Origin of the sequence: Flavobacterium granuli (assembly GCF_031456055.1) — a bacterium.
GTDB classification, from domain to species: Bacteria; Bacteroidota; Bacteroidia; order Flavobacteriales; family Flavobacteriaceae; genus Flavobacterium; species Flavobacterium granuli_A.
This window is the reverse complement of the sequence record NZ_JAVDTX010000001.1, coordinates 1-22,387: the sequence shown is the minus strand read 5'-3', so window position 1 is coordinate 22,387 and position 22,387 is coordinate 1. Positions and strand designations below refer to the sequence as shown.

15 protein-coding genes are annotated in these 22,387 nt (G+C 35.8%); 9 read left to right on the top strand and 6 right to left on the bottom strand.

Going from position 1 to position 22,387, the window contains the following annotated elements; all coding sequences use genetic code 11:
• The first annotated feature begins 80 nt into the window (after positions 1–80).
• The 6 genes from J2W95_RS00075 to J2W95_RS00050 all read left to right on the top strand — a co-directional run bounded on the left by J2W95_RS00075 (position 81) and on the right by J2W95_RS00050 (position 6,545).
• Positions 81–1,898: a hypothetical protein gene (locus J2W95_RS00075; protein ID WP_310002653.1), complete on the top strand. Its 1,818-nt coding sequence runs from the start codon at positions 81–83 to the stop codon at positions 1,896–1,898.
• 298 nt (positions 1,899–2,196) lie between these two features.
• On the top strand, positions 2,197–2,472 hold the full coding sequence (locus J2W95_RS00070; RefSeq protein ID WP_310002651.1) for a hypothetical protein: 276 nt from the start codon (positions 2,197–2,199) through the stop codon (positions 2,470–2,472).
• Between the two features lie 91 nt (positions 2,473–2,563).
• Positions 2,564–4,681, top strand: coding sequence for an NACHT domain-containing protein (locus J2W95_RS00065; protein WP_310002648.1), 2,118 nt, complete (start codon positions 2,564–2,566; stop codon positions 4,679–4,681).
• A complete protein-coding gene (locus tag J2W95_RS00060) occupies positions 4,665–5,060 on the top strand; it encodes a hypothetical protein (RefSeq protein ID WP_310002646.1) in 396 nt (131 codons plus the stop codon). The genes J2W95_RS00065 and J2W95_RS00060 overlap by 17 nt, the downstream gene beginning before the upstream one ends.
• Entirely contained in the window at positions 5,057–5,476 is a 420-nt protein-coding gene (locus J2W95_RS00055; RefSeq protein WP_310002644.1) for a hypothetical protein, read from the top strand. The genes J2W95_RS00060 and J2W95_RS00055 overlap by 4 nt, the downstream gene beginning before the upstream one ends.
• Positions 5,454–6,545: a radical SAM/SPASM domain-containing protein gene (locus tag J2W95_RS00050; RefSeq protein ID WP_310002642.1), complete on the top strand. Its 1,092-nt coding sequence runs from the start codon at positions 5,454–5,456 to the stop codon at positions 6,543–6,545. The genes J2W95_RS00055 and J2W95_RS00050 overlap by 23 nt, the downstream gene beginning before the upstream one ends.
• Positions 6,546–6,929: 384 nt before the next feature.
• Here the strand turns inward: J2W95_RS00050 and J2W95_RS00045 are convergent, their stop codons facing one another.
• Positions 6,930–7,256, bottom strand: a complete 327-nt coding sequence (locus tag J2W95_RS00045) for a helix-turn-helix domain-containing protein (protein WP_310002640.1) — start codon at positions 7,254–7,256, stop codon at positions 6,930–6,932.
• Positions 7,257–8,419: 1,163 nt separating this feature from the next.
• On the opposite strand from J2W95_RS00045, the gene J2W95_RS00040 reads away from it, so the two are divergent.
• The 3 genes from J2W95_RS00040 to J2W95_RS00030 are packed head-to-tail and all read left to right on the top strand — an operon-like array spanning position 8,420 to position 15,519.
• Positions 8,420–11,455: a SusC/RagA family TonB-linked outer membrane protein gene (locus tag J2W95_RS00040; protein ID WP_310002638.1), complete on the top strand. Its 3,036-nt coding sequence runs from the start codon at positions 8,420–8,422 to the stop codon at positions 11,453–11,455.
• 16 nt (positions 11,456–11,471) lie between these two features.
• Positions 11,472–12,884 (top strand): RagB/SusD family nutrient uptake outer membrane protein, encoded by a 1,413-nt coding sequence (locus tag J2W95_RS00035; RefSeq protein WP_310002636.1) that lies wholly within the window; start codon positions 11,472–11,474, stop codon positions 12,882–12,884.
• 10 nt (positions 12,885–12,894) lie between these two features.
• Positions 12,895–15,519 carry a S9 family peptidase gene (locus tag J2W95_RS00030; protein ID WP_310002634.1) on the top strand — a complete coding sequence of 875 codons (2,625 nt, stop codon included), beginning with the start codon at positions 12,895–12,897 and terminating at the stop codon, positions 15,517–15,519.
• Positions 15,520–15,600: 81 nt separating this feature from the next.
• On the opposite strand, the gene J2W95_RS00025 is transcribed toward J2W95_RS00030, so the two are convergent.
• From J2W95_RS00025 to J2W95_RS00005, 5 genes are all read right to left on the bottom strand, one after another.
• On the bottom strand, positions 15,601–15,873 hold the full coding sequence (locus tag J2W95_RS00025) for a hypothetical protein (protein ID WP_310002632.1): 273 nt from the start codon (positions 15,871–15,873) through the stop codon (positions 15,601–15,603).
• A gap of 59 nt (positions 15,874–15,932) precedes the next feature.
• Entirely contained in the window at positions 15,933–17,492 is a 1,560-nt protein-coding gene (locus J2W95_RS00020; protein WP_310002630.1) for a MauE/DoxX family redox-associated membrane protein, read from the bottom strand.
• Between the two features lie 634 nt (positions 17,493–18,126).
• Positions 18,127–19,008, bottom strand: a complete 882-nt coding sequence (locus J2W95_RS00015) for a helix-turn-helix domain-containing protein (protein WP_310002628.1) — start codon at positions 19,006–19,008, stop codon at positions 18,127–18,129.
• A 482-nt stretch (positions 19,009–19,490) separates the two neighbouring features.
• Positions 19,491–20,402, bottom strand: a complete 912-nt coding sequence (locus tag J2W95_RS00010) for a PorP/SprF family type IX secretion system membrane protein (RefSeq protein WP_310002626.1) — start codon at positions 20,400–20,402, stop codon at positions 19,491–19,493.
• A 59-nt stretch (positions 20,403–20,461) separates the two neighbouring features.
• Positions 20,462–22,387, bottom strand: a 1,926-nt coding sequence (locus J2W95_RS00005) for a T9SS type B sorting domain-containing protein (RefSeq protein WP_310002624.1), incomplete at its 5' end; no start/stop codon positions are given.

Sequence of the window (22,387 nt, the reverse complement as noted above, 5' to 3'; positions counted from 1 at the left end):
AACTCATGTGATTATTAAAACGGATAAATGACAATAAACCAAAAGGACTGATTAAGAATAAATATAACTAAAGACAAAAAATGCAACTAACCGAAGATGAGATTTTAAAACAAATTGTATTAAACGAGAACGCTTATTTTTATTCTAATCCAGATGAAGTGAATTTATCTCGAGCTCTCATTACAAATCTTTTTAAAACCATTTCTACTGGAAGAATAGGGAACTATCTTTTAAGAGTGGTCAATAAAGAGATTGTAATTAATGAGCAGAGTTTCAATTATTCGATTTGTATATTTCGTTATACCGCTATTCCTTCAATTCTTGAAGAGCATTTAGAGAATTGGGAAGAAATAAAACTTGCATATATCCTGATAGTAGATTTTAAAGATTACATAATGATGGTTAGGCGTAATGTAGCTAAACTTAGAGAATTTCTTGAAAAATTTGATCCGATTGATTACAAAGTGCTTTCAATTTTATATGTTGATGAAGATACGCAAATCGAAAAATTAAACATGCAAAATATGAATGTTTCTGATAGAGCTATGCGTCAAAAGTCACTTGAATCACTTAATTTAAAACAGAATCTTTCTCCTTTAGGCGCTAGTAATTACGTGGTAAATAATATGAGGGTTAAAAATGACGAGGAAAAAACATCACTCTCTTTTAATACTTCAAGAATAAATAAATTAGGAAAAAAATGCTCTATAAAAGAAACTATTAGATGGGGATTTTCTCAGGTTGAGAAATTAAGGGCACACTCGGATAGAGAAACTTTTCTTTCAATATTTTCGGAGTCTATAGAATTTAAAGAGCATAAGCATAATCTAATGCCAATTGCAATTTTATTTGTATTCTCAAAACTATATGAAGATTTGGAGCAAAATGTAATTCACGAGACTCGAATTGTTTTAGAAGATGGTAGTCAAAGGACAATTGATCTAATTAAACACATATCTAGGGTTGAAACTTTATTGCAGGTTATTAACAACGATGAAGTTGGTCTCAATACTTATGATATCCTAAATCCGTATGCGAACGATTTGAAAATTAAAATCAATGAAAAATCTATTTCAATTAGTTCGCAAAAATTAAGAAATATTATTCTTTTTAAAGATAATGGGCGAATGCAAAAGCTAATAGATTATATCAATGTCTCTAATCAATTCATTGTTAATTTTGACAATTGTGAACTTATCTATACCAACAGAAAGTTATTTAAAGATAACAGACTTTTAGGCAACATTGATAATTTTATTAAAATTTTTCGTCCTGATCCACGACTTGAAAACGTAAATAGTGAAAAAGGCACATTTACAGCTGCAGCTTCAAATTTCAGCGCTGGATCAGTTTTTAATATTGTAGAAGATATATTTTTACAGGATTCCGATTATTTGGTATGTGATGATCTTGGTAAAGAGTGGGCTGATCATATTAGTATCAGTGGAAATAAAATAAAGTTCATTCATTCAAAATATAAGGAAGTAAATTTTTCAGCATCTGCATTTCAAGACATTGTTGGTCAAGCGCTAAAAAATTTAGGGAATCTGATGCCTCAAGATTTTCAATTAGCTTCTAAACAAAATTTCTGGAGCAGTAATTACAATAATGATGGAATACAAACGCAAATAGCAAGATTACGTAAAGGTAATTCGATTGTAGATTTCACAGAAAAATTTAAGAGTACAATTTTAGAACCAAATCACCAAAGAGAAGTATATTTAGTATTGAATTTTATTTCAAAAAGTGCTTTAGAAATTAAGCTTCAGCAATTGCGAGATGCAGAATATTTTATTGAAAGAAATGAAATTATACAGATTTTATGGTTTATTTCATCATTTATAAACAGCTGTAAAGAAGCAGGAGTTGATAGTGTTTATATTTACTGCAAACCATAATGTAATTAAAAAAAAGCAAAATTGCGATGCTCACATGTGATCACGGTGTTGAATTTTTATTGTAGGCACGGATTGCAAATCCGCGCGATCGGGTTAATTGAATACTGTGAGGGCACGGATTCCAAATCCGCGATCGGGAATTAAGTCATAAAATGCAGAGCTGGAATTTTGACAAACGATTGTTTATGAGAAAATATTAAAAAAGGTTGATCCATTTTTATATATTTACTTCTGACAAAAATATTTTTATTATCAAATTGATAAAATCAAAACATATTAACTAATCACAATTAATTTTATGAGTAAAACTATTAAGTTACTTCTAATCGTAATAACTATTTTAATGCTAATTCTATCTATTAAGTGGTTTTTCGAAAAAAGAGAAGATGAACCATTAATTACAATTTTAGGTGAAATCAGTGCATTGTTAGTTTTGATTTTTGAAAACAAAATAAACTCTGTTACCACTAATAAAAATAAAAGAACTAAAATAAATATAGATGCTTTAGAAGGTAGTATTATTAAAGCAAATAAAAATGAAGATTCTGAAATAAAAATTAAAACCAGTAAATAATTTAATGATCTTGAATTTTCTAAAAAACATCAAATTCCCTACTATTAAAATAATCAATATTAATAGAAATAAAAATTCCACAATTACCTTTGTGGAAAGTCAAACTGTTGTAGAAAGAAAAATAATAACTCAAGAAATATTTTTAGATGCTTTAAAAACTCAGAATAATAATCAACTTAAAAACCAAATAAATTCTGGGAAATATTTAAAAGATACATTTTTAGAAATAGGAGATCAAAAAGATAATTTAAGATACTTTTCCGCTCCTCTTTTTTATTCTGAAAAACTATTTAATATTATTAAAATTCTCGATTTTAGATATTTAAACGATTTTTTGTTGAAAAGAAACATGAATCCGTTTGATATAGAAACTTCTTCTATTTTAGCTCAGAGAAAAAATTTATCAATTGATAATTACAAAGCTTTTTTTAATAATTTTTCTGATCATTTAAACAAAAAAAAAGAATTTCTATTAGGTATATCAGAAATTAAAAATATAAGATCACCTTTTGAATTAAAAATTAGAGATGTAGTAGATGATTTAGCCTATTTTAAAGCAAAAGTTGTTCTAATTACAGAAATGGCTGGTCAAGGAAAGACAAATTTTTTATGTGATTTTGTCGAAAATTTTCTAATGAAAAAAGGAGTCATAAATGTCTTTCTTACTGGGATTGAAATTAATGCAGAAGATTTTAGAAAATCAATAATTAAAAGAATTTTTCCTAATAACAATGATGTTGAATTTTCTGATATATTAGATATTGCTAAAGGGATTTGTAAAGAAAAAGACGACTGCTTCATTATTACTATTGATGGTATTAATGAAAATTATAATTCTAAAGTTTTTGCCATTAATCTTGAGTTATTTATCTCTGATATGCAAGAATATGATTTCGTAAAAATTATATTAAGCTGTAGAAGTGAGTATTACCAAGATAACTTTACGAACCTTGAAAAATCTACCTTTTCCAGCGAGATGGTTATTATCAATAGCTTAATGAAGCGCAATAATGATAGAGATATTCAAAAGAAACTCTTCAATATATATATTGACGTTTTTAAAATAAAATATAAAAGTATCAATCATGGTGTAAAGGAACAGTTGTTATCTAATTTTTTGCTTTTTCGTATATTTTGTGAGACCTATCAAAGTATGGAATTAGATGTGATTGATAATATATACAAGGAAGAACTATTTACTAATTATTATAAAAGAAAATCCGAACAAATTAACTTAAAACTTAATGGTCTTAATGACGGATATACAAGTACTTCTATCGATATCAAAAAATTCATAAAAAAAGTTATAGATAAAATGATTGAAAAAAAGCAATATGTAAATATTGTTTTGGATGAAATTATAGATAATCACTCAGAAAAAGAAATTTATATTCGTTTTTTAGATGAAAATATTTTAATTAAAAGAGATTTACTAGAAACAGAAAACAACTTTTTTAGTCCCAGTGAAGTAGTGAATTTTACATTTGATGAATTTAGAGATTTTTTAATTTCAGATTTTTTAGTTGAAGAAATTTACAAAAAGGATATAGACAAATTTCATATTTTTTTAAATGATCTAAATAATGATTCTCCATTAATAGAGGGCTGTAGCACATTTATATTTTATAAATCGAGAAAAAGTACCGATAAAGACCTAAAGTTGATTATAAGTGCCCAAAATTGGTATAATAATGTGTTTTCTCAATGTATTTTTAATATTAAGGATGAAAATATTACTCAAGAAGATAAAGAGACCTTGAAAAAATCAATATCCGATGTTAATATTAAAAAGAAAAGGCTTTACATTAATTTAATCAATAGACGTGGAGATCAAATTTTAAATATTAATTTCTTATTTGAATGTCTTAGAGACATGAATGAAGAAGAGTTTAAAGATAATTTTATTAAAGAATTTGGAAAAAGTACGTTCAGATATGATAAAATAAATCAAGACGATCTTTTAAGGGTACTTAATGAACGATTATATTATGAAGACTTAAATGTTGGAAATCAACATGCATTTTTTGAATTACTTCTGTATATGTTTTTGAATGAGTCTAATTTTGAAATAAAAATGCTTTATGAAAAATACTACTTTAGAAATATATTAAATGGAAAGACACATATTAAAAAAGCTTTAACCGCGAAAAATGATTTACTTATTAATGAAATAAATAATTTTATTAAAAGATATGATATTACATTATGATTTTTATAAAGGCTTATGGTTAATCAATTCAGAATTAACTATCGATTATTTTTTAGAGAGTATTGGTGTGGAAAAAGGGTATGCTTTAGATATGTTTACTAGAATGTATAATTGTATCTTTTCTGAATTAATAGATATAGAAGAAGAGTATTTAAAATATTACTCTTTTGAATATGAAAATTTTGAGGTTTATTTATATAAAAAATATAATCTTGAAAAAAAAGATATTAAAAAAGTACTAAAAAAAATGAGTAAATTCCCTCATTGTAAAATCTATAAAAAAGATGACTATTCCTATGGAGATTATACTATTCCACAATTTATAACATCAGAAACGATGCATAAAAGAATAAACAAAATTTTAAAAGAAAAACTGTGAAAATAAGATACGACTTTGTAACTAATAGTTCCTCCACTTCCTTTGTTATAATATCTGACGGAGAATTCAATCTAAAGGAATTTATTGATGCGGTTGGTATTAATGAAAATTCAAATTTCATTGATATTTATAAAGAACTTTTTTATTCTTTTCAATCTGATATGATTCCTATAAGAGAAGTATACGAAACACAATCTGCAAGTTATGACACGTTTGATGAATTTGTAGAAGAATATTTTTGGAAAAGTGGAAAAGAAATGCTTCCATTAATATTGAAAGCTGAAGAAAATGGTAAAGAAGTCTTTACTGGTCAATTAAGTAGTGATAATAATGACGTTGAATCTTTTTTCTGTACTGATGAATTCATAATAGAGAGTAAAAATCTTTATATAAATGCCCAAGAAAATGGTTGGTAATGAAAACATAATCTATAAAAAATATGCGGACGAAAACTATTCCGTTTTATTTAATAAAAAAACTGGATACTTTGTTCGTGCAGAAGACAAGGGGTTTCCCGAACCTTTATGGTCAAAGCATGGACCTGAGCTTTTAGATATTAGCATTACAAATTGGTGTGATCAAGGCTGTAGTTTTTGTTATCGCCAATCGACAACAAAAGGAACGCATATGCTTTTAGAAGATTATGAATTGATAATGAAACAAGCTAAAGAACTTGATGTTTTTCAGGTAGCCTTAGGAGGAGGTAATCCCAATCAACACCCAGATTTTATTAAAATTTTAGAAACAACGGTAAAATATGGAATTGTACCTTGTTACACTACAAATGGAAGAGGTCTGACTCCAGAAATTCTAAAAGCAACAAAAGATTTATGCGGGTCTGTTGCCATCAGTGCTTATGAACCTTACTCAGAATTTAGAAGCTATTTAGAAAAACTATTTGAATATGGAATAAAAGCGAATGTCCATTTTGTAACAGACAGTAAGAGTATTGATACTGCTATTTCATGGTTAAGGAACCCTCCTGATTTTTTGCAAGGAATTAATTCTTTGATTTTTTTAAACTATAAGCCAATAGGAAGAAAACCTGATATGGCATTATTATTAAAAGATACTAAAAAAATAAAAGAATTTTATAGTTTAGTTAATTCAAATAAAAATGTATTAAAAATTGGATTTGACAGTTGTAGCATTTCTGGTGTAGTAAAATACGTAAATGTTAATGCTAATTTTTATGAAGGTTGTGATGCTGGAAGGTTTTCAGCTTTTGTAGATGAAAAATTAAGAATGATGCCATGTTCTTTTATGACAAATAATGATTGGTTTGGAGATTTAAAAGAAAATAGCATGCTTGATATTTGGCAAAATAATCTTTATTTTAAAAAGTATCGAAATAATATTTTAAATAATGGATGCAATTCCTGTGATTTTCAAAAAACATGTATGGGAGGCTGTCCATTTATTGAAGAATTATCACAATGTGACTGGAAAGATGAAAGACTAGGATTTGATTTTAAAACTAAATGACCACTCTAATTTTCCCTTTGAGAATTGAGATTTATAAAATCCCTGTAAATAAGGGGGGGATCACATTAAGTTACGACACAGTTTATATTAATAAAGTAAAAAAGATGCCTTACAGCATCTTTTTTACTTATCTCAAACAGATTTTTATTTTTTTCGTCTACACTTCCAACTACCATTATGATAACGATTCTTCAATTGCTCATAAAACTTACCTCTTAGATAAAGTCCTAAAAACCATACCATAACTAACACTATTATTTCATAGCATTCCATATTTTGATTCTTAAGTTAAGATCAAAATATGTGTTTTAATTTTTTAAAGAGTATGCAATTCAGGAATTGAAATAAGCAATTTGGGAATTACTTAAAAACAAAAAAAGATGCCTAGGCATCTTTTTTTGTTTTTAATACGAAATCATCATTAATTCTAGAGCCATATTTCGCTTCAATTAATTTGAAGAAATCTGATAAAGTAATTTTTTTGTAAAAACAAATAATTGCTAATGTTGACACCGGTACTCTATACGATTGGTCATCAATAATTTTTTTTATAATATGTCGATGTACTCCTAATTCTTGTGCCTGAGGTAAAACAGGCTTATTTACATGCAACCATTCATTTCTTATGTAATCACATATGAATTGGTCAAGCAGAAATACAACTGCTTCTTTCTTAGCGTCTGAGGATTTATTATTCGTTTTGTTAACCATTGAAACAAATGAATATATTATTAATGATATTTATTGTCACGATAGTGACAGTTTGGTAATTTTTTAGTAAGTTTGTAATTGAATACATATATTTGCGTTTCTTCAATTAAAATATTTGAAGCATTCGCTTTGAATTTCGTCTTAGAAAACTGGTAATTTTAAAAGGAACGAAATGATAAGTAAGATGCTCACGTCCTATGGCGTGGGCTCACTTATTGTTCCCCGGTATACCAGTACCTCTAAGGCAATAAGCTGAGTTCCATGCCTTTTTTTATGGCCAATAGTTAGGTACAACTCCAGCTTTTATTCTTAGCGGCATTCTTCATTTATAAGTCTCGCGATCCATCAATGTCAATGTCAAAAATCAATTGCAATGTCAATGACAGAATGAGAATACCTTTTATTACAGTTTCAAAAAATTAATTTAATAATATCGCCTATGGTATAAAACGGAATATCACTATTATTTAATGCCTGTGCTGTTACTTTATTTTGAATTAGTGTTTCAGGGCAGGCTTGTTTTTTTTAGAAGAAAGAAGAAAGAGGCTAGAGGAAAGATTGTAGGTGGCAGGTGGCAGAGGGGCAGAAGGCAGGTTGCAGGTTACAGATTGTAGATGGCAGTGTGATGTAGATTGTCGAGTTGCTTGTGGGGGTCCTTCCTTCGTCAGGATGACAATATTGGGGATGTGGATTGTGGGGAGCAGATGGCAGATTGCAGGTTGCAGATTGCAGTGTGATGTAGATTGTCGAGTTGCTTGTGGAGGTCCTTCCTTCGTCAGGATGACAAGATTGTGGATGTGGATTGTGGGGAGCAGATGGCAGATTGCAGGTTGCAGATTGCAGTGTGATGTAGATTGTCGAGTTGCTTATGGAGGTCCTTCCTTCGTCAGGATGACAATATTGGGGATGTGGATTGCGGAAACAGAAAGCAGATTGCAGGTGGCAGATTGCAGAGCTCAGAAAGTAGATCTCAGAAGGCAGATCTCAGAAGGCAGACGTGAGAAAGAAGCAAGGATTAGGATTAGTGATTTAAGAATAAAACAAATGTGCCTATGATATAACTAAAGAACAAAAAAAAAGAAGGCCCTCTAACCGTCTGGACAACTATAGAGGACCGGTAGCTAAACAAAACTTATATAAATCTATTTAACCAACCCAATATTATGAATAATTTTTCATTTTCTATGGGTGGAAAGGCTTTTTGTTTCCTGTTTTTAATGGGAGCGATGTTGTCTTTTTCGCCTGTTCAAGCCACGAATTTATTACGGCAACCTACTGCCATAACCCAACAGCATCAAATACAAGGAACTGTGACCGATGGGGGTAATCCGCTTCCCGGGGTTAGCATTTCGATACAGGGGAAATCCAATATTGTTACTGCCACTGATTATAGTGGTCATTACACTCTTTCTGCCCCAGCAGATGCTGTTTTAGTTTTTACTTACGTAGGATACACAACGCAGCAGGTTTCTGTGCAAGGGCGAACTACCATCAACATCAGCCTACAGGAAAATACAACCCAATTGCTGGAGGTGAAGATCAATGCGGGGTATTACTCTGTAAAGAATAGTGAACGTACTGGAAGTATCTCTAAAATTACTGCTACGGACATTGAGAAGCAACCCGTGACTAATGTGCTTGCCACGATGCAGGGACGCATGGCGGGGGTAAATATTACCCAAAACTCTGGAGTGCCAGGAAGCGGGTTTGAGATTCAGATTCGGGGGCAAAACAGTTTGCGTGCCGATGGGAACCAACCGCTGTATGTTATTGATGGCGTTCCTTATGCCTCGGATGCCATAGGAAGTTTTTATACCTCGAGTGCCACACCACGGCAAACGAGTCCGATAAACAGTATCAACCCCGGTGATATTGAAAGTATAGAGGTGCTTAAAGATGCTGATGCCACAGCCATTTATGGTTCTAGAGGTGCCAATGGTGTAGTGCTGATTTCCACCAAAAGAGGGAAGGAGGGAAGCACCCGTTTTAGTGCGACTGTTTCGAGTGGTTTTGGGCAAGTGACCCGTTTTATGGATTTGATGCATACACCAGAATATCTACAAATGCGTAGGGAAGCCTATGCCAATGACGGGATTACGGATTATCCTGTGGATGCCTATGATATAAATGGCACATGGGACCCCAACCGTGATACGAACTGGCAAAAGGAACTTATAGGAGGCACCTCCAGTTATACTACTGTGCAGTCCTCGGTGTCTGGAGGTTCGGCACAGACGCAGTTCCTGTTGTCCGGTAATTACAGTAAGGAGACGACGGTTTTTCCGGGTGATTTTGAATATGTAAAAGGCAATATGCATGTGAACCTAAACCATGTCTCGGAGAATAAAAAGTTCCGAGTTAATTTTACGGGCGGTTATACGGCACAGGATAATTTCCTGCCACCAACCGACCTGACCCGAGAGGCGTTGACACTTTCCCCGAATGCTCCCGCACTTTATGATAGTGAGGGAAATGTAAACTGGGAGCAGAACACTTTTAATAATCCGCTGGGCAGCCTAGCGGGAAGCTTTCAAGCCTTGACGCATGACCTTATTGCCAATTCGCTATTGTCTTATGAATTGGTTGATGGGTTGGTATTGAAATCGAGTTTTGGATTTAGTGATCTGCGACATGATGAAACCAATAAACTGCCTCATACAATATACAATCCCGCTTATGGATTGGGCAGTGAATCGTCGATGATTTTCGAGAATAAAACCAATAGGCAATCTTGGATTGTTGAGCCACAGCTGTCGTGGAACCGAAAAATTGGCAACGGAAAAATTGAGGCGTTGATGGGGAGTACTTTCCAAGAACAGACCAGCGACCAGATTATTACCATGGGTTCTGGATTTTCCAGTAACAGCCAGATTGATAATCCGGGTTCTGCTGCTTATTATGCTATTCAAAGTAGTAATCAAAGTGTTTACAAATATCAGGCATTTTTTGGTAGAGCCAATTTTAATTGGATGGAGCGCTATATCGTGAATGTTACTGGGCGTAGGGATGGTTCGAGCCGTTTTGGCCCAGGAAAGCAGTTTGCCACTTTTGGAGCGGTGGGTGCCGCTTGGCTTTTTGGGAATGAAGCTTTTATTAAAAATAATATTGAATTTATAAGTTTTGGAAAACTAAGGGGCAGTTATGGGACGACGGGAAATGACCAGATAGGGGATTATCAGTATCTTGATACTTATAGTACTTCGGGAAGCATCTATCAAGGGATAAGCGGGCTTAGTCCTTCGCGATTGTTTAATCCCGATTTTGGATGGGAAAGCAATACTAAATTGGAATTTGCGTTGGAGACTGGCTTTTTGGATGACCGTATCTTTACCACTTTTGGGTGGTACCGCAACCGCTCTTCGAACCAGCTTGTGGGGATACCGCTACCAGGGACGACGGGATTTACTTCACTGCAGTCGAACCTTGATGCCACTGTAGAAAATACAGGGATAGAAATTACTGTTCGTACCGTAAATATCAGTAATTCTAATTTTAGCTGGATCAGCAGTCTGAATTTTACCCAAGCCCGGAATGAACTTTTATCGTTTCCTAATCTTGAAGGTTCACCCTATCGCAATCAATATGTGATTGGGCAGCCGTTGAATATCACGAAGGTGTATCATTCCACTGGGCTTGACCCACAGACGGGTGTTTACCAATTTGAGGATGTGAATGGGGACGGGGCTATTACAGCGGCTGATGACCGAAAAACCATTAAGGACCTCAATCCACAGTATTATGGTGGACTGCAAAACCAGCTGCATTATGGCCCGGTGCAATTGGATTTCCTTTTCCAGTTTGTGAAGCAAGAGAATTTTAACCCCACTTTTATGTTTCGCATGCCAGGTACCATGACCAACCAACCTTCGGCCGTAACGGAGCATTGGCAGGAGCCGGGAGACAGCGCACCTTATCAGATTTACAGCAGTGGTATTAACTCAACGATACAGAGAGCCAACACGCGGCATGCGCAAAGTGATGTGGGAATTAGTGATGCGTCTTACATCCGACTAAAAAACATTTCACTTTCGTATGATGTGCCGGAGCGCTGGACCAAAAAGATGAAATTAAGGTTTAGCCTCCAGGGGCAGAATATGCTGACGTTTACTAACTATAAAGGTGCGGACCCAGAGTTCAAGACGGCGGAATATCTGCCACCACTGCGCATTTTTACCAGCAGTTTGCAAGTTACTTTTTAACCTAAAAAATATCGTAATGAAAAACAATACTAGTTTATCTGGCAGTAGGAGGTTATGCAAGACCTTGACTTTGAAAATGACATTATTTGCGGTAATCAGTTCGTGTCTTATAACAGGCTGCGATAGTTTTACCGACGTTGGACTTCCAGCCTCACAGCTTACGGCTCCGGCTGTTTTTGAAGACAAAGCCACTGCGAATGCCGCAATGGTTGATATTTATTCTAAAATACGCGATAATGGATTGCTCACCGGATCATTGTCTGGATTATCGAGCCAGTTGGGGCTTTATGCGGATGAGCTTACCCTGTATGGAGGAGAAGTTAATTTTTATAATAATGCCTTATTGCCTTCGGGAAATGAAGTTGGCGAATTGTGGAACAGCAGTTACAACCAAATTTATGCTGCCAATGCGGTTATCGAGGGAGTTGGAAATTCGGTTTCCCTAACTGCAATTGACAGCGACCAGCTAAAGGGAGAAGCGCTTTTTGTGCGTGCGCTGCTTCATTTTTATCTGATGAATTCCTTTGGTGATATTCCTTATATCACCACAACTGATTATGAGCAAAATCGGGTAGTGCATCGGATGCCAGAAAATGAGGTGTATGCTCTAATAAAGGCAGATCTTGAACAGGCGATAGCCTTGCTGCCGGAGGATTACATCAGTCCGGAGCGGGTTCGTCCCAACAAGTGGACTGCAGAGGCTTTGCTGGCAAGGGTAAACCTTTATACAGAAGCTTGGGATGAAGCTGCGAATGCGGCTTCGGCAGTACTGAACCAATCGGGACTTTATGTTTGGGAGGAGGATCTCGATAAAGTGTTTCTGAAAGAAAGCACAACGACGCTCTGGCAGCTGATGCCCAGCCAAGCCGGGGACAATACCCAAGAAGCGGCGACATTTAGTTTTGTCAGTGGGCCACCGCCATTGTCGGCATTATCGAACACTCTGATGGATGCATTTGCTACAGATGACCAAAGAAAAGCGCATTGGACCACAGTGGTTACTGATGGCACTGATGTTTGGTATCATGCCAGTAAGTATAAGGCTATAACCAATACGGGAAGTTCTGTGGAATATTCGATAGTGTTTCGTCTTGCTGAGCAATATCTGATTCGGGCAGAAGCCAGGGCAAAGCAAGGAGACCTGATAGGTGCCAAGGAAGATCTTAATAAAATCAGGCATACAGTGGGATTATCGGATACGGATGCTACAAGCGCTGCTGGTATTATTGATGCCGTACTAGCAGAAAGAAGACTGGAGTTTTTTACTGAGTTTGGCCACCGTTTTTTTGACCTCAAAAGAACAGGAAGGCTTGATGCCGTTCTATCACCACAAAAGGCGGGGTGGGATTCTACCGACCGTAATTTTCCGTTGCCTGAATCGGAACTGTTGCTTAATCCTAATCTAGAACCGCAAAATGACGGTTATTAAAATGAGTACTATGAAAAAAAGATTTACTGTATATAAACGTCATTTCATTCGGTTTGCCTGTATTTGTTTTTTGTTCCTTTCCTGTTCTATGTTGGGGCAGCAGAAACAAAAAAAGCAGCTTACTGCTGCCGATTATCACTTGTGGAGCACGTTACGAGCCAAAAGGATTTCCGATAAAGGGAATTGGGCGAGTTACCTGCTTGAGTATGAATCGAAGCGGGATACCTTGTTTGTAAAAAGTACCAATGGGACTGTCACTTATGCCTATCCGCGCGGTACTGAAGGACAGTTTAATGGGGAAATAGGATTTGGCTGCAAAATGCATGATACGCTAGTGATGCAAAATTTAGTGACCGGAGATGTAGCGTATACCCCAAACGTAAGCAGTTTTGTTTTTACCAAAAATGGAAAATACCTACTGCTGTACCTCAAGGGAGAAGCCAATAAAAGCGTGCTAGTGATAAAGGATAGGAAAGGGAAAATAGCGGAGCGTATTGTTGATGTGAGCAGTTGGAAACTGGATTCTAGTGGGAATGCTTTGGTTTATTGTGTGGATGGAGTTAGCAGTTATGCTGTTGGTATGTTAGAACTTGGAAACACTATTATGAAGCGCAACATTGTGACTGATGCTAGTAAGGGTTTTCAAAACCTTAGCTGGAGGGGTAATAGGATTGCTTTTATGCAACAGGGAACTAGCAATGCGAAGTTGTTTTACTATACTACGGATGATAAAAAGTTGGTTGCATTTGATCCAATAGGGCGAGAAGATTACCCTCAGGATAAGCAAATTTCAAAGAAAAATGGCTCGATTCTACTATCCCAAGACGGAGAGCGCGTCTTTTTTCAAGTAGAGGAAAAGCCTGTGATTTTGGAGACATCGGGGACAGGAGTCCAGATATGGAATGCGGCTGATAAGTTGCTTTATCCCAATAAAGAGCTTAATGGAGTGCCGGCAGAGCAGAATAAATTGGCTGTTTGGTGGCCAAAAAGTAACCGCTTTTTTCAGATAACCGATAAAAAACTGCCTGTGGGTGCTTTGAACGGGGACTTTAAGTATGCCATAACGTATGATCCGATTGCATATGAACCACAGTCTAAATATGATGGGATGCGGGATATTTTTATAACCGAATTGCAAACCGGAAAAAGGAAACTGATTATTGAAAAGCATTCGGGAGAGATTATGACCTTACTGATGTCTCCCAACGGGAAATACATTTCCTATCCTAAAGAGGGGAATTGGTGGGTGTATGATATCATAAAAGATACCCATACCAATATTACTAAAAATTTATCCGCATCATTTTTTAACGAAAAGTATGATCGACCTAGTGGTCCAAAGGCTTATGGAAATCCGGGTTGGACTGCCAATGACCAATCGATTCTTTTGTATGATGAGTTTGATCTTTGGGAAGTCTCTGCTGATGGTTCCTCCAGCGTTCGATTGACGCATGGGAGGGAAACGGGAATCAGTTTTAGAATCAAGCCGTTAAAAGCCGAACAAGAAACTAAAAGCGAGGGGTTTGAATTGAGTACCGGCAAGTTTTATCGGGATGATCAATTGATTTTGGAGGCAAATGAAAAAAGTACGGGATCCAGTGGTTATTATTCGTGGAATAGGAGGGAAGGAGTGAAGCCTTTGGTTTGGGTAGCCAAGAAAACAAATCAGTTCCTTAAGGCTGACAGCAGTGATTCTTTTTTGTATATGGAGCAAAGCTATGAATGTGCACCGAGGATAGTATTCCTGTCCGATTTTAAAACCTCTGGTAGGGAATTGGTTCAAAGTAATTCCCAACAGCAGAATTATAATTGGGGAAAAGCGGAGCGAATCGATTATACTGTCAAAGGGAACCAACTAGCTGGAGTACTTATTTATCCTGCAGATTATCAGATTGGGAAGCGCTATCCAATGGTGGTTCATATTTACCAACGCCAATCGCAGTTTTTACATGATTATGTTAATCCGACCGTATTTGAAGAGGGTGGATTTAATATCGGTAATTTTTCTGCCCAAGGTTATTTTGTACTGCTTCCTGATATTATTTATGAGTTGGGAAAAGTAGGGGCTTCGGCTACTACTTGTGTATTGGCCGCAACCGATGCGGTGATTGCAAAAGGTTTAGTTGATCCTTCGAAGATTGGCCTGATTGGGCATTCTTTTGGCGGGTATGAAACGGATTTCATTATTACGCAAACGGATCGATTTGCTACGGCTATAGCCGGAGCGGCATTAACAGATTTAGTGAGTAGCTATTTGTACATAGGCGGAAATTACCAGAAGCCAGACTTTTGGAGGTTTGAATACGATCAGTTGCGAAATGGGAAATCGTTGTTTGAAGATACAGACAGTTATCTTAGAAATTCTCCTGTGCTGCAGGCTGTGAATGTGCATACGCCTTTATTAGCTTGGACCGGTGCTGAAGATCGACATGTTAATTATTACCAAAGTATTGAATTCTATCTTGCTTTGAGGAGGCTTGAAAAAAAGCATACGATGCTGATTTATCCCGGAGAAGGACATGCTCTAATGGAGGCACCAAACCAAAAAGATCTAACGCATCGTATTGAGGAGTGGTTTGGACATTATTTGAAAAATGAACCCTTTAAGCCATGGATGGTTGCGGACCCGCAATAACAATTTAAACTTGAAAAGATATAAAAAACAATGCCGTCTGAATCAAATTCAGACGGCATTGTAATAGAAAAAAGCTTCTAGCTATTGCGTATCTCTAAAAAGCATAGTTGGACAGTTTGTGGCTGATGGTCCATAAAGAATTGCACCATCTAGGTCCGACTTACAAACAAACCCTGGCACGTTAGCACACTGTTGTACCTGCTGACAAGGTATGGTAATACTTACATGTTTGTAGCCCCACATTGGTGCTAATTTGCTGGTACTTTTTTCCACTGCATTGGTTGACAATGCTCCAACCAATCCCACTGCAACTACAGCTATTGGTTTTACTAAATTTAAAATTGTAGTTTTCATAATTAATAATTTAGAATTTATGATCTACTCTTTTTTACAGGTTTTCGATCTTAGTCCTGCTACTTGGCCAATAGATTTTTATGTTTTTTATTTTGATTCTTGTTACTGTTTTGATAACTTTTGGTAATTGATTTGCCTAGATTGTACCTAACGATTTGATTGCCGATTAGTGCGTACAATACTGCATCCTGTACGACGAAGTCTTTCATCTTACTATTCTCTTCATTATAAATATAAAAGCTAAATGTGTAGCTGTTCCCTGAAAGATCATATAGGTCAATAATACTTGCCTGTTCCCACATTTTTATGCTTTCATAGCGTCCCGGTATTCCGGAATTGACAAAGAGTAGGTTGTTGAATGCCGCACAGTCTTTATTTACAATAAGCGGTCGCTTTCCCAGTTTTTTTTCATTGTGGCTTTTGATATTAACAATGTTGAGGTTGGCATGACTCATCGTATCGATGGTATTTCCCCTATAATCGATAGTGAGATTTTCGTCGGCCAGCGTGTACTGGTTGCGATAGGCATATAAATAAATGAGACGGTTTAATTGTTTGCTGTAGACCATTTGACCATCTGTATCAAAAAGACCGTCGATTTGCTTTTGTAAAATTTCCGGATTGAGGTGTGTCTTGGTGGTATCATGCAAATCTAGTGTAGCCATAATGCTTTCGCCACTACCTCGCCTTTGTGTTCGTACAGCCATTACAGTTGAATCCATTGGTTCTGCCAGTGTAAAGTATTCACCTCCTTTTTTGACCAGTTTTGCTTTCCAATCCTTGATATTGCCCTTGAATATGCAGGGAATGGAACCGTCGTATACATAGAAATAAGGTGCAGCGACTTTAATTTTTACTGATTTGAAAGGGAGGTTTTTGTGATCCAATTCAATTTGGTATAGTGTTTTTTTCTTTAATGTAGAATCCAACATTGTTACCAGTAATTGTGCGGTGGTGTTGCCGAGATATACTTTGTTTTGATCAACGCCCGCAATATAATAGGAGTTAAGCTGGAGGTTGGTTTCCCTTGCTTTTACTGCAGGAAAATGGGGAAAGCGTCTTGTAAATTTATTATGGTAGTGTGTGATATTTTCGGATGCTAAGAACAGTCCTACCACAATACCTATGCTTACTACTGTGGAAGCTGCGAAACTAATGATGAGATTGCGAGGCTTTGACATGAATAGATTCGTTGCTGCTGTGTTTCGAATTATCAGTATCCCAATAATGGCCAACAGAATGAATCCCATATTGAATCCCAGATGTTCTTTCCATCCTAATTTTTCGAGAATGCCGCCGCAAGAACAAGGAATGAATGAACTGTAATTTAAAATAATGAAAATGTATACTGTAAACATTAGCATCATACTAAATGAAGCAAAAAGTGCCGTAAGACGAAATCGTGGAAAAAGGAGTATTATTACAATTAGCAGTTCTATTATAGGTACTAGCCACGAAACAAAACCGGCAAAAGCACTCAGTAATGGTGACTGTCCAAGTTGTACTCTGAAATTTTCAAAATCAAGGAGTTTGGTTACGGCAGCGTAAGTGAATAGTAGTATGTAGAGATAACTGATGCATGCTGCAATTTTATTGGTTTGGGAAACTGATAGTTTCATAGGATTGGATTTTGGTTTTGTGTTGTAAAGTTTTGTTTATTAAAGTGATAGTTGTATGCGAATTGGGAATATCGGTATGCAAAAGGGGAAGTGGGTTGCAGAAGGCAGGTTGCAGGTTACAGGTTACAGAAGAAAGAAGGCAGATAGCAGAAGGCAGGTTGCAGGTTGAAGAAGAAAGAAGAAAGAAGAAAGAAGCAAGATTGCAGGTTCTAGATTGCAGAAGAAAGAAGTAAGAGGAAAGAGGAAAGAAGAAAGAAGCAAGATTGCAGGTTCTAGATTGCAGAAGAAAGAAGAAAGAAGCAAGAAGTAGGAAAGTAGATTTTATTATAATTTTATGAAGGGCATTTTTTCTTTTGTCTTGATACAAAAGAAACAAAAAATCAAGCCTCAATATTTTTAAACTAAAAATCATTGGACGGATTTCCCTATCGTGCCCCCAGCCGCTTCGCTAGGGGGGCACTCCCGCCGGCCAGCGCGCAAATCCTTACCGTGATTTTTTGTTTAAAAATATAAGGGCGGGGGAGAATACAGATTGCAGGTTGGAGAAGGCAAATGAAAGAAAGCAGGTTGCAGAACGCAGAATAAAGTGGAAAGAAGTTTTTTTATTTTAATTTCTAAATGGAGATTATTCTATTTACGTTTTAGCGGTATTATTATTATTATTATTATCTGAGGTATGGCGTTTTAATTCGCTGGGTGGGTAGTTATATCTTTTTTTGAATGCTTTGTAGAAGTTGGTGTAGTCATTGTATCCGCTGATAAATGCGATTTCCTTTAAGGGGATAGTTGTTTGAAGTATTAAGAGATGCGCTTTTTTTAATCTTTCTTCGGTGTAAAACTGATAGATACTGGTGTGGAAAAAATGCCTGAAACTGTCTTTTAGTTTGAATTCGTTGATATTGAATATTTTTGACAATTCGTTTGTGCTAGGTAGGGGATTTTCTAAGTTTTTTAAAATGTAGGTGCGAACATTTTCTATGAGGAGCGCGTCTTGGGGTTGGTTTGCAGAATGTGAAGCTTCGGTTGATTCTGGCAGGATGTCCTGAAGAATTGTTGTGATTGTACTGATGATAATCTGATTGCTATAAAAGAGCTTTGAAACTGTACAGAAGGAGGGAACCAAGTGTTGGCTTTGCGTAATAAATATTAATTGGACGGTTGCGTGTGCCGTTATGTTTGCTAATGTTTCAGTTTTAATAATGTCCCAAATGGGAATGGATTGTTTGGACAATATTTTATGAAAGCCTATTTCTAAAAGTTTGTCTGGGTTGTATTCTAAAAGGATGGGGACTTGAGCGCTGAAGCTCTTTATAATGAAGTTTTTGTCGAGAATAATTGTAGTCTGAACCAAACTTTGGTAGGTGTAATGTGGATTTATATAGCCAAATTGGGAGGTTAATAATTCCATTTTTCCGGCAAGGGTATTGAGCATTACCGCTAGTTCGTCCAACTCATTATTCTGATTCTCCCATTGTAATCTAAACGTAAGATTCCCAGTTGCCATTTCGAATAGCATCTGGTATATATTTTTAATCTGTTGTTGGATTTGGATGTTCATCTGATTGCAGTAATAGGAGTAGTGTATCCTCTGGAAGATGAACAAAATTATATTATATGATTTTTGAAAACTAAGGGTGTAGTATTCGATTCGGGAATTGAATAGGGGAGTTGTAGAAGAAAGTTGAGGTATATTGTTTATTCTATTAATGATAAAAGACTAGTTCTCAAAAGCATTATTGAAAAAGTGCTGAGTGGAAATTAGGGATTATGAAAGTTTTTTTAGGTACCCGAATTTGCTTTCTTACGAATATGATTTAGTGATGATTTTTGATAGTAGTAAAAATAAAAAAAAACTAATTAATTGATTTTTAGTTGTTAGGGTTTTAATTCGGGCGGAGAAAGAGAGAAGTCTAAAAACGACGAAACCCTTAGTAAATACTAGGGGTTTCGTTTTCATCGGAGAAATAAAATTTTTAATTTTCACATATATAGTAATATTTAGAAAAATCTTGGTGAAGTCATTCGGCTATAATTATTCCTGAATTCAAAACGCAAAAATATTTCGTGTGAGCCTGAATTATATTTAGCTAATTGGGTAGTTTCATGATCATATGCATAACCTATGTACATGCCATCGGTTATTTGAAAGCCTGCAATTGCACTCACAGAGGCACTCCATCTATAGGCAACACCCAGAGTGAACTTATCATTAAACAAAAAATTAGCAGAGGCATCTACCTGCAAAGGCGAACCCTCAATGAGTTTTGTCAACAATGCCGGTTTGAATTTTATCATTTCATAATCATCTAGATTAAATACATAACCCGCTATTAAGTAGTAGTTAATCTTTTCCTTGTAAATGGCAACATCATCACTGTTATATCTATTGGTTTCAATAAAATTAGGTACCGAAACTCCAATATAGCCTTTATCAGAATGCAAGTAAACACCCGCGCCAATGTTTGGAGAAAATTTATTGCAGAAATCCTGAGATTCTGGATCACCTGCATCTTCAGGAGTTAACTTACTAGGATCAAGTTTAAAAAGATTTGCCGACCCTTTAATACCGAATGACAACTTTGCATTTTCGGAGGCTCTTATAGAATATGAAAAATCAGCGGAAAGATTATTTTCAGTGGTTGGGCCAATTTTGTCATTTACTAATGAAAGTCCTAGTCCCACATTGCTATTATTTATTGGTGAATGGACAGAAAAACTATTGGTTACTGGGGCACCATCAAGCCCAACCCATTGCGTGCGATACAATCCAAAAATACTCAAAGCTCCCCTTGAACCGGCATAGGCAGGATTTATATTGATGGTATTATACATGTATTGTGTAAACTGTGCATCTTGCTGCGCAAAACCTGCGATCGAAAAAAATATAAAAACTAAACCTAACTTTCTCATTTATTTTATTTTTAAAAATGGCTTAATCAACGACTAAGCCATTTAATTTGCGTGGACTATTATTTACTGAGGTATAAATAACCAACCTCCTGATGAGGATTGGATTTACTATCTTTATATTTAATCACATAATAATAGGTTCCTTCAGGTAATCCGTCTGAGTTTTTTATAGTGCTACGTCCTTCTGAAAGCCCTACAAAGACTATGTCAGTATTATTATAATGATCGCGCTCAAAAACCAAAACACCCCAACGATTAAAAATTGACACCGTATTATCTGTATAACATTCTAAACCTTGTATATAAAATCTATCGTTCATACCATCTCCATTTGGCGAAACCGCATTAAATACTTTAATAATACAACCGCTTAAATCAAAAACAGTAGGATCATTTCCAACCAGATTAACCGGATCTGATTTGTCCAGAAGAGGGATTCCACTGGTAGTAATTGCCGATACCGTTCCTTGGGAGGTAACCCTGCCAGAGTTTATATCAGCTTGAGACAAGATATAACTACCAATAAATGAATAATTATCGCTTTCTCCGATGGCTAAATTTATAGGGCCACCACTAATAATCATTCCTGGAAGAAGGTCTGAAACCGAAATGTTTTTAAGATCTGTGTTACCTGTGTTTGTCACAACATAACGGTAGGTTAAGGTCTCTCCGGCCTCTGCATAACCGTTTCCATTACTGTCATTTAAAACTACTGTTTCAATAAGCGCAATTGATGGAGTCTCGACAAAAATCGTAACCGTTCCCGTGGTGCAATTTGATGAATTGGCAATTTCACATATTTGATAGGTTAATGTATATTTTCCTCCTGCCATACCAGGCATTATATTGATGGTTCCGTCATTTTTTAAAATTATTCCAGCCGGAATATCGATAGCTGTTAAAATAATTTCGGAAGCATTAATGTCATTTTCGTTTAATTTGTCATTGGCCAAAACGTTGACCAAAGCAGTTCCTCCAATATAGCCGTTGATTGAGATTGTATCGCTTCCTGTGACAATAGCATGAGCATTTGTATTTTTAGTTACCGTTACTGAAACAGTAGCTTGACTACAATTTGTAGGATTTGATTTTTCACAAATACTGTATGTCAGCGTATAAGTCCCCGCAGGAGTTCCTGCAGCAACCATAACTTCTGTACCAGATAAAGTAATACCCTCATTGGTAGAACTTACAAAAGTCGTTTTTACATTTGTTTCTATAATAGGAGTTCCGTTTAAAGTATCATTAGCCAAAACATTGCTCAATGCCTTACCGCCTAGGAATCCACCAACTAGACTTCCCATATCGTCATTGGCTATTATTGTGGCTGCTTTTACTACTACTGTAACTGTGGCAGTATCACAATTTGAAGGATTCAGTATCTCACAAATTCTATATATCAATTTATAAGTTCCAGCAGGAGTATTAGAAGGAACATTCACTTGCCCCGAAGTAATATCAATATTTGGTACAGGTGAATCTTGTGACAATGGTGTAGCTGGGGTAATTACTGCTAAATTAACTAATCCTATAGTAACAGGTGAACCGTTAAAAGTATCTGGAGTTGTGGGATTTCCTATCAATACATTTCCTGCATTGGCAATTTCGTTTATTCCCACTATCGTAAAGGCATCGTCTTTTGCACATATAGCAGCTGCATTGGTAAAAGAAGTCGAAGCTGCCGAGCTACAGCCAGCGCTGTTTGAGGTCACCGTATAGGATGTGCCAAATACCATTCCGCTTACCAATCCAGTTGCATCCACTGTTGGACCTGACGGTGTGAAAACATAAGTATTTGTTCCGATATAATTGCTGATGATACTTGTTCCTTCTGTCGTACAACTTGGTTGAGTAGCTAATGAAACTATTGGTATCTGTGGATTATTTTTAACCGTAAATGTAACATCTGCCTGAGTTGATCCACAGCTTCCGTTAGCCACAACGGTATAGCGGATGGTAACATTGGTGTCTGCTGAGATATTGTC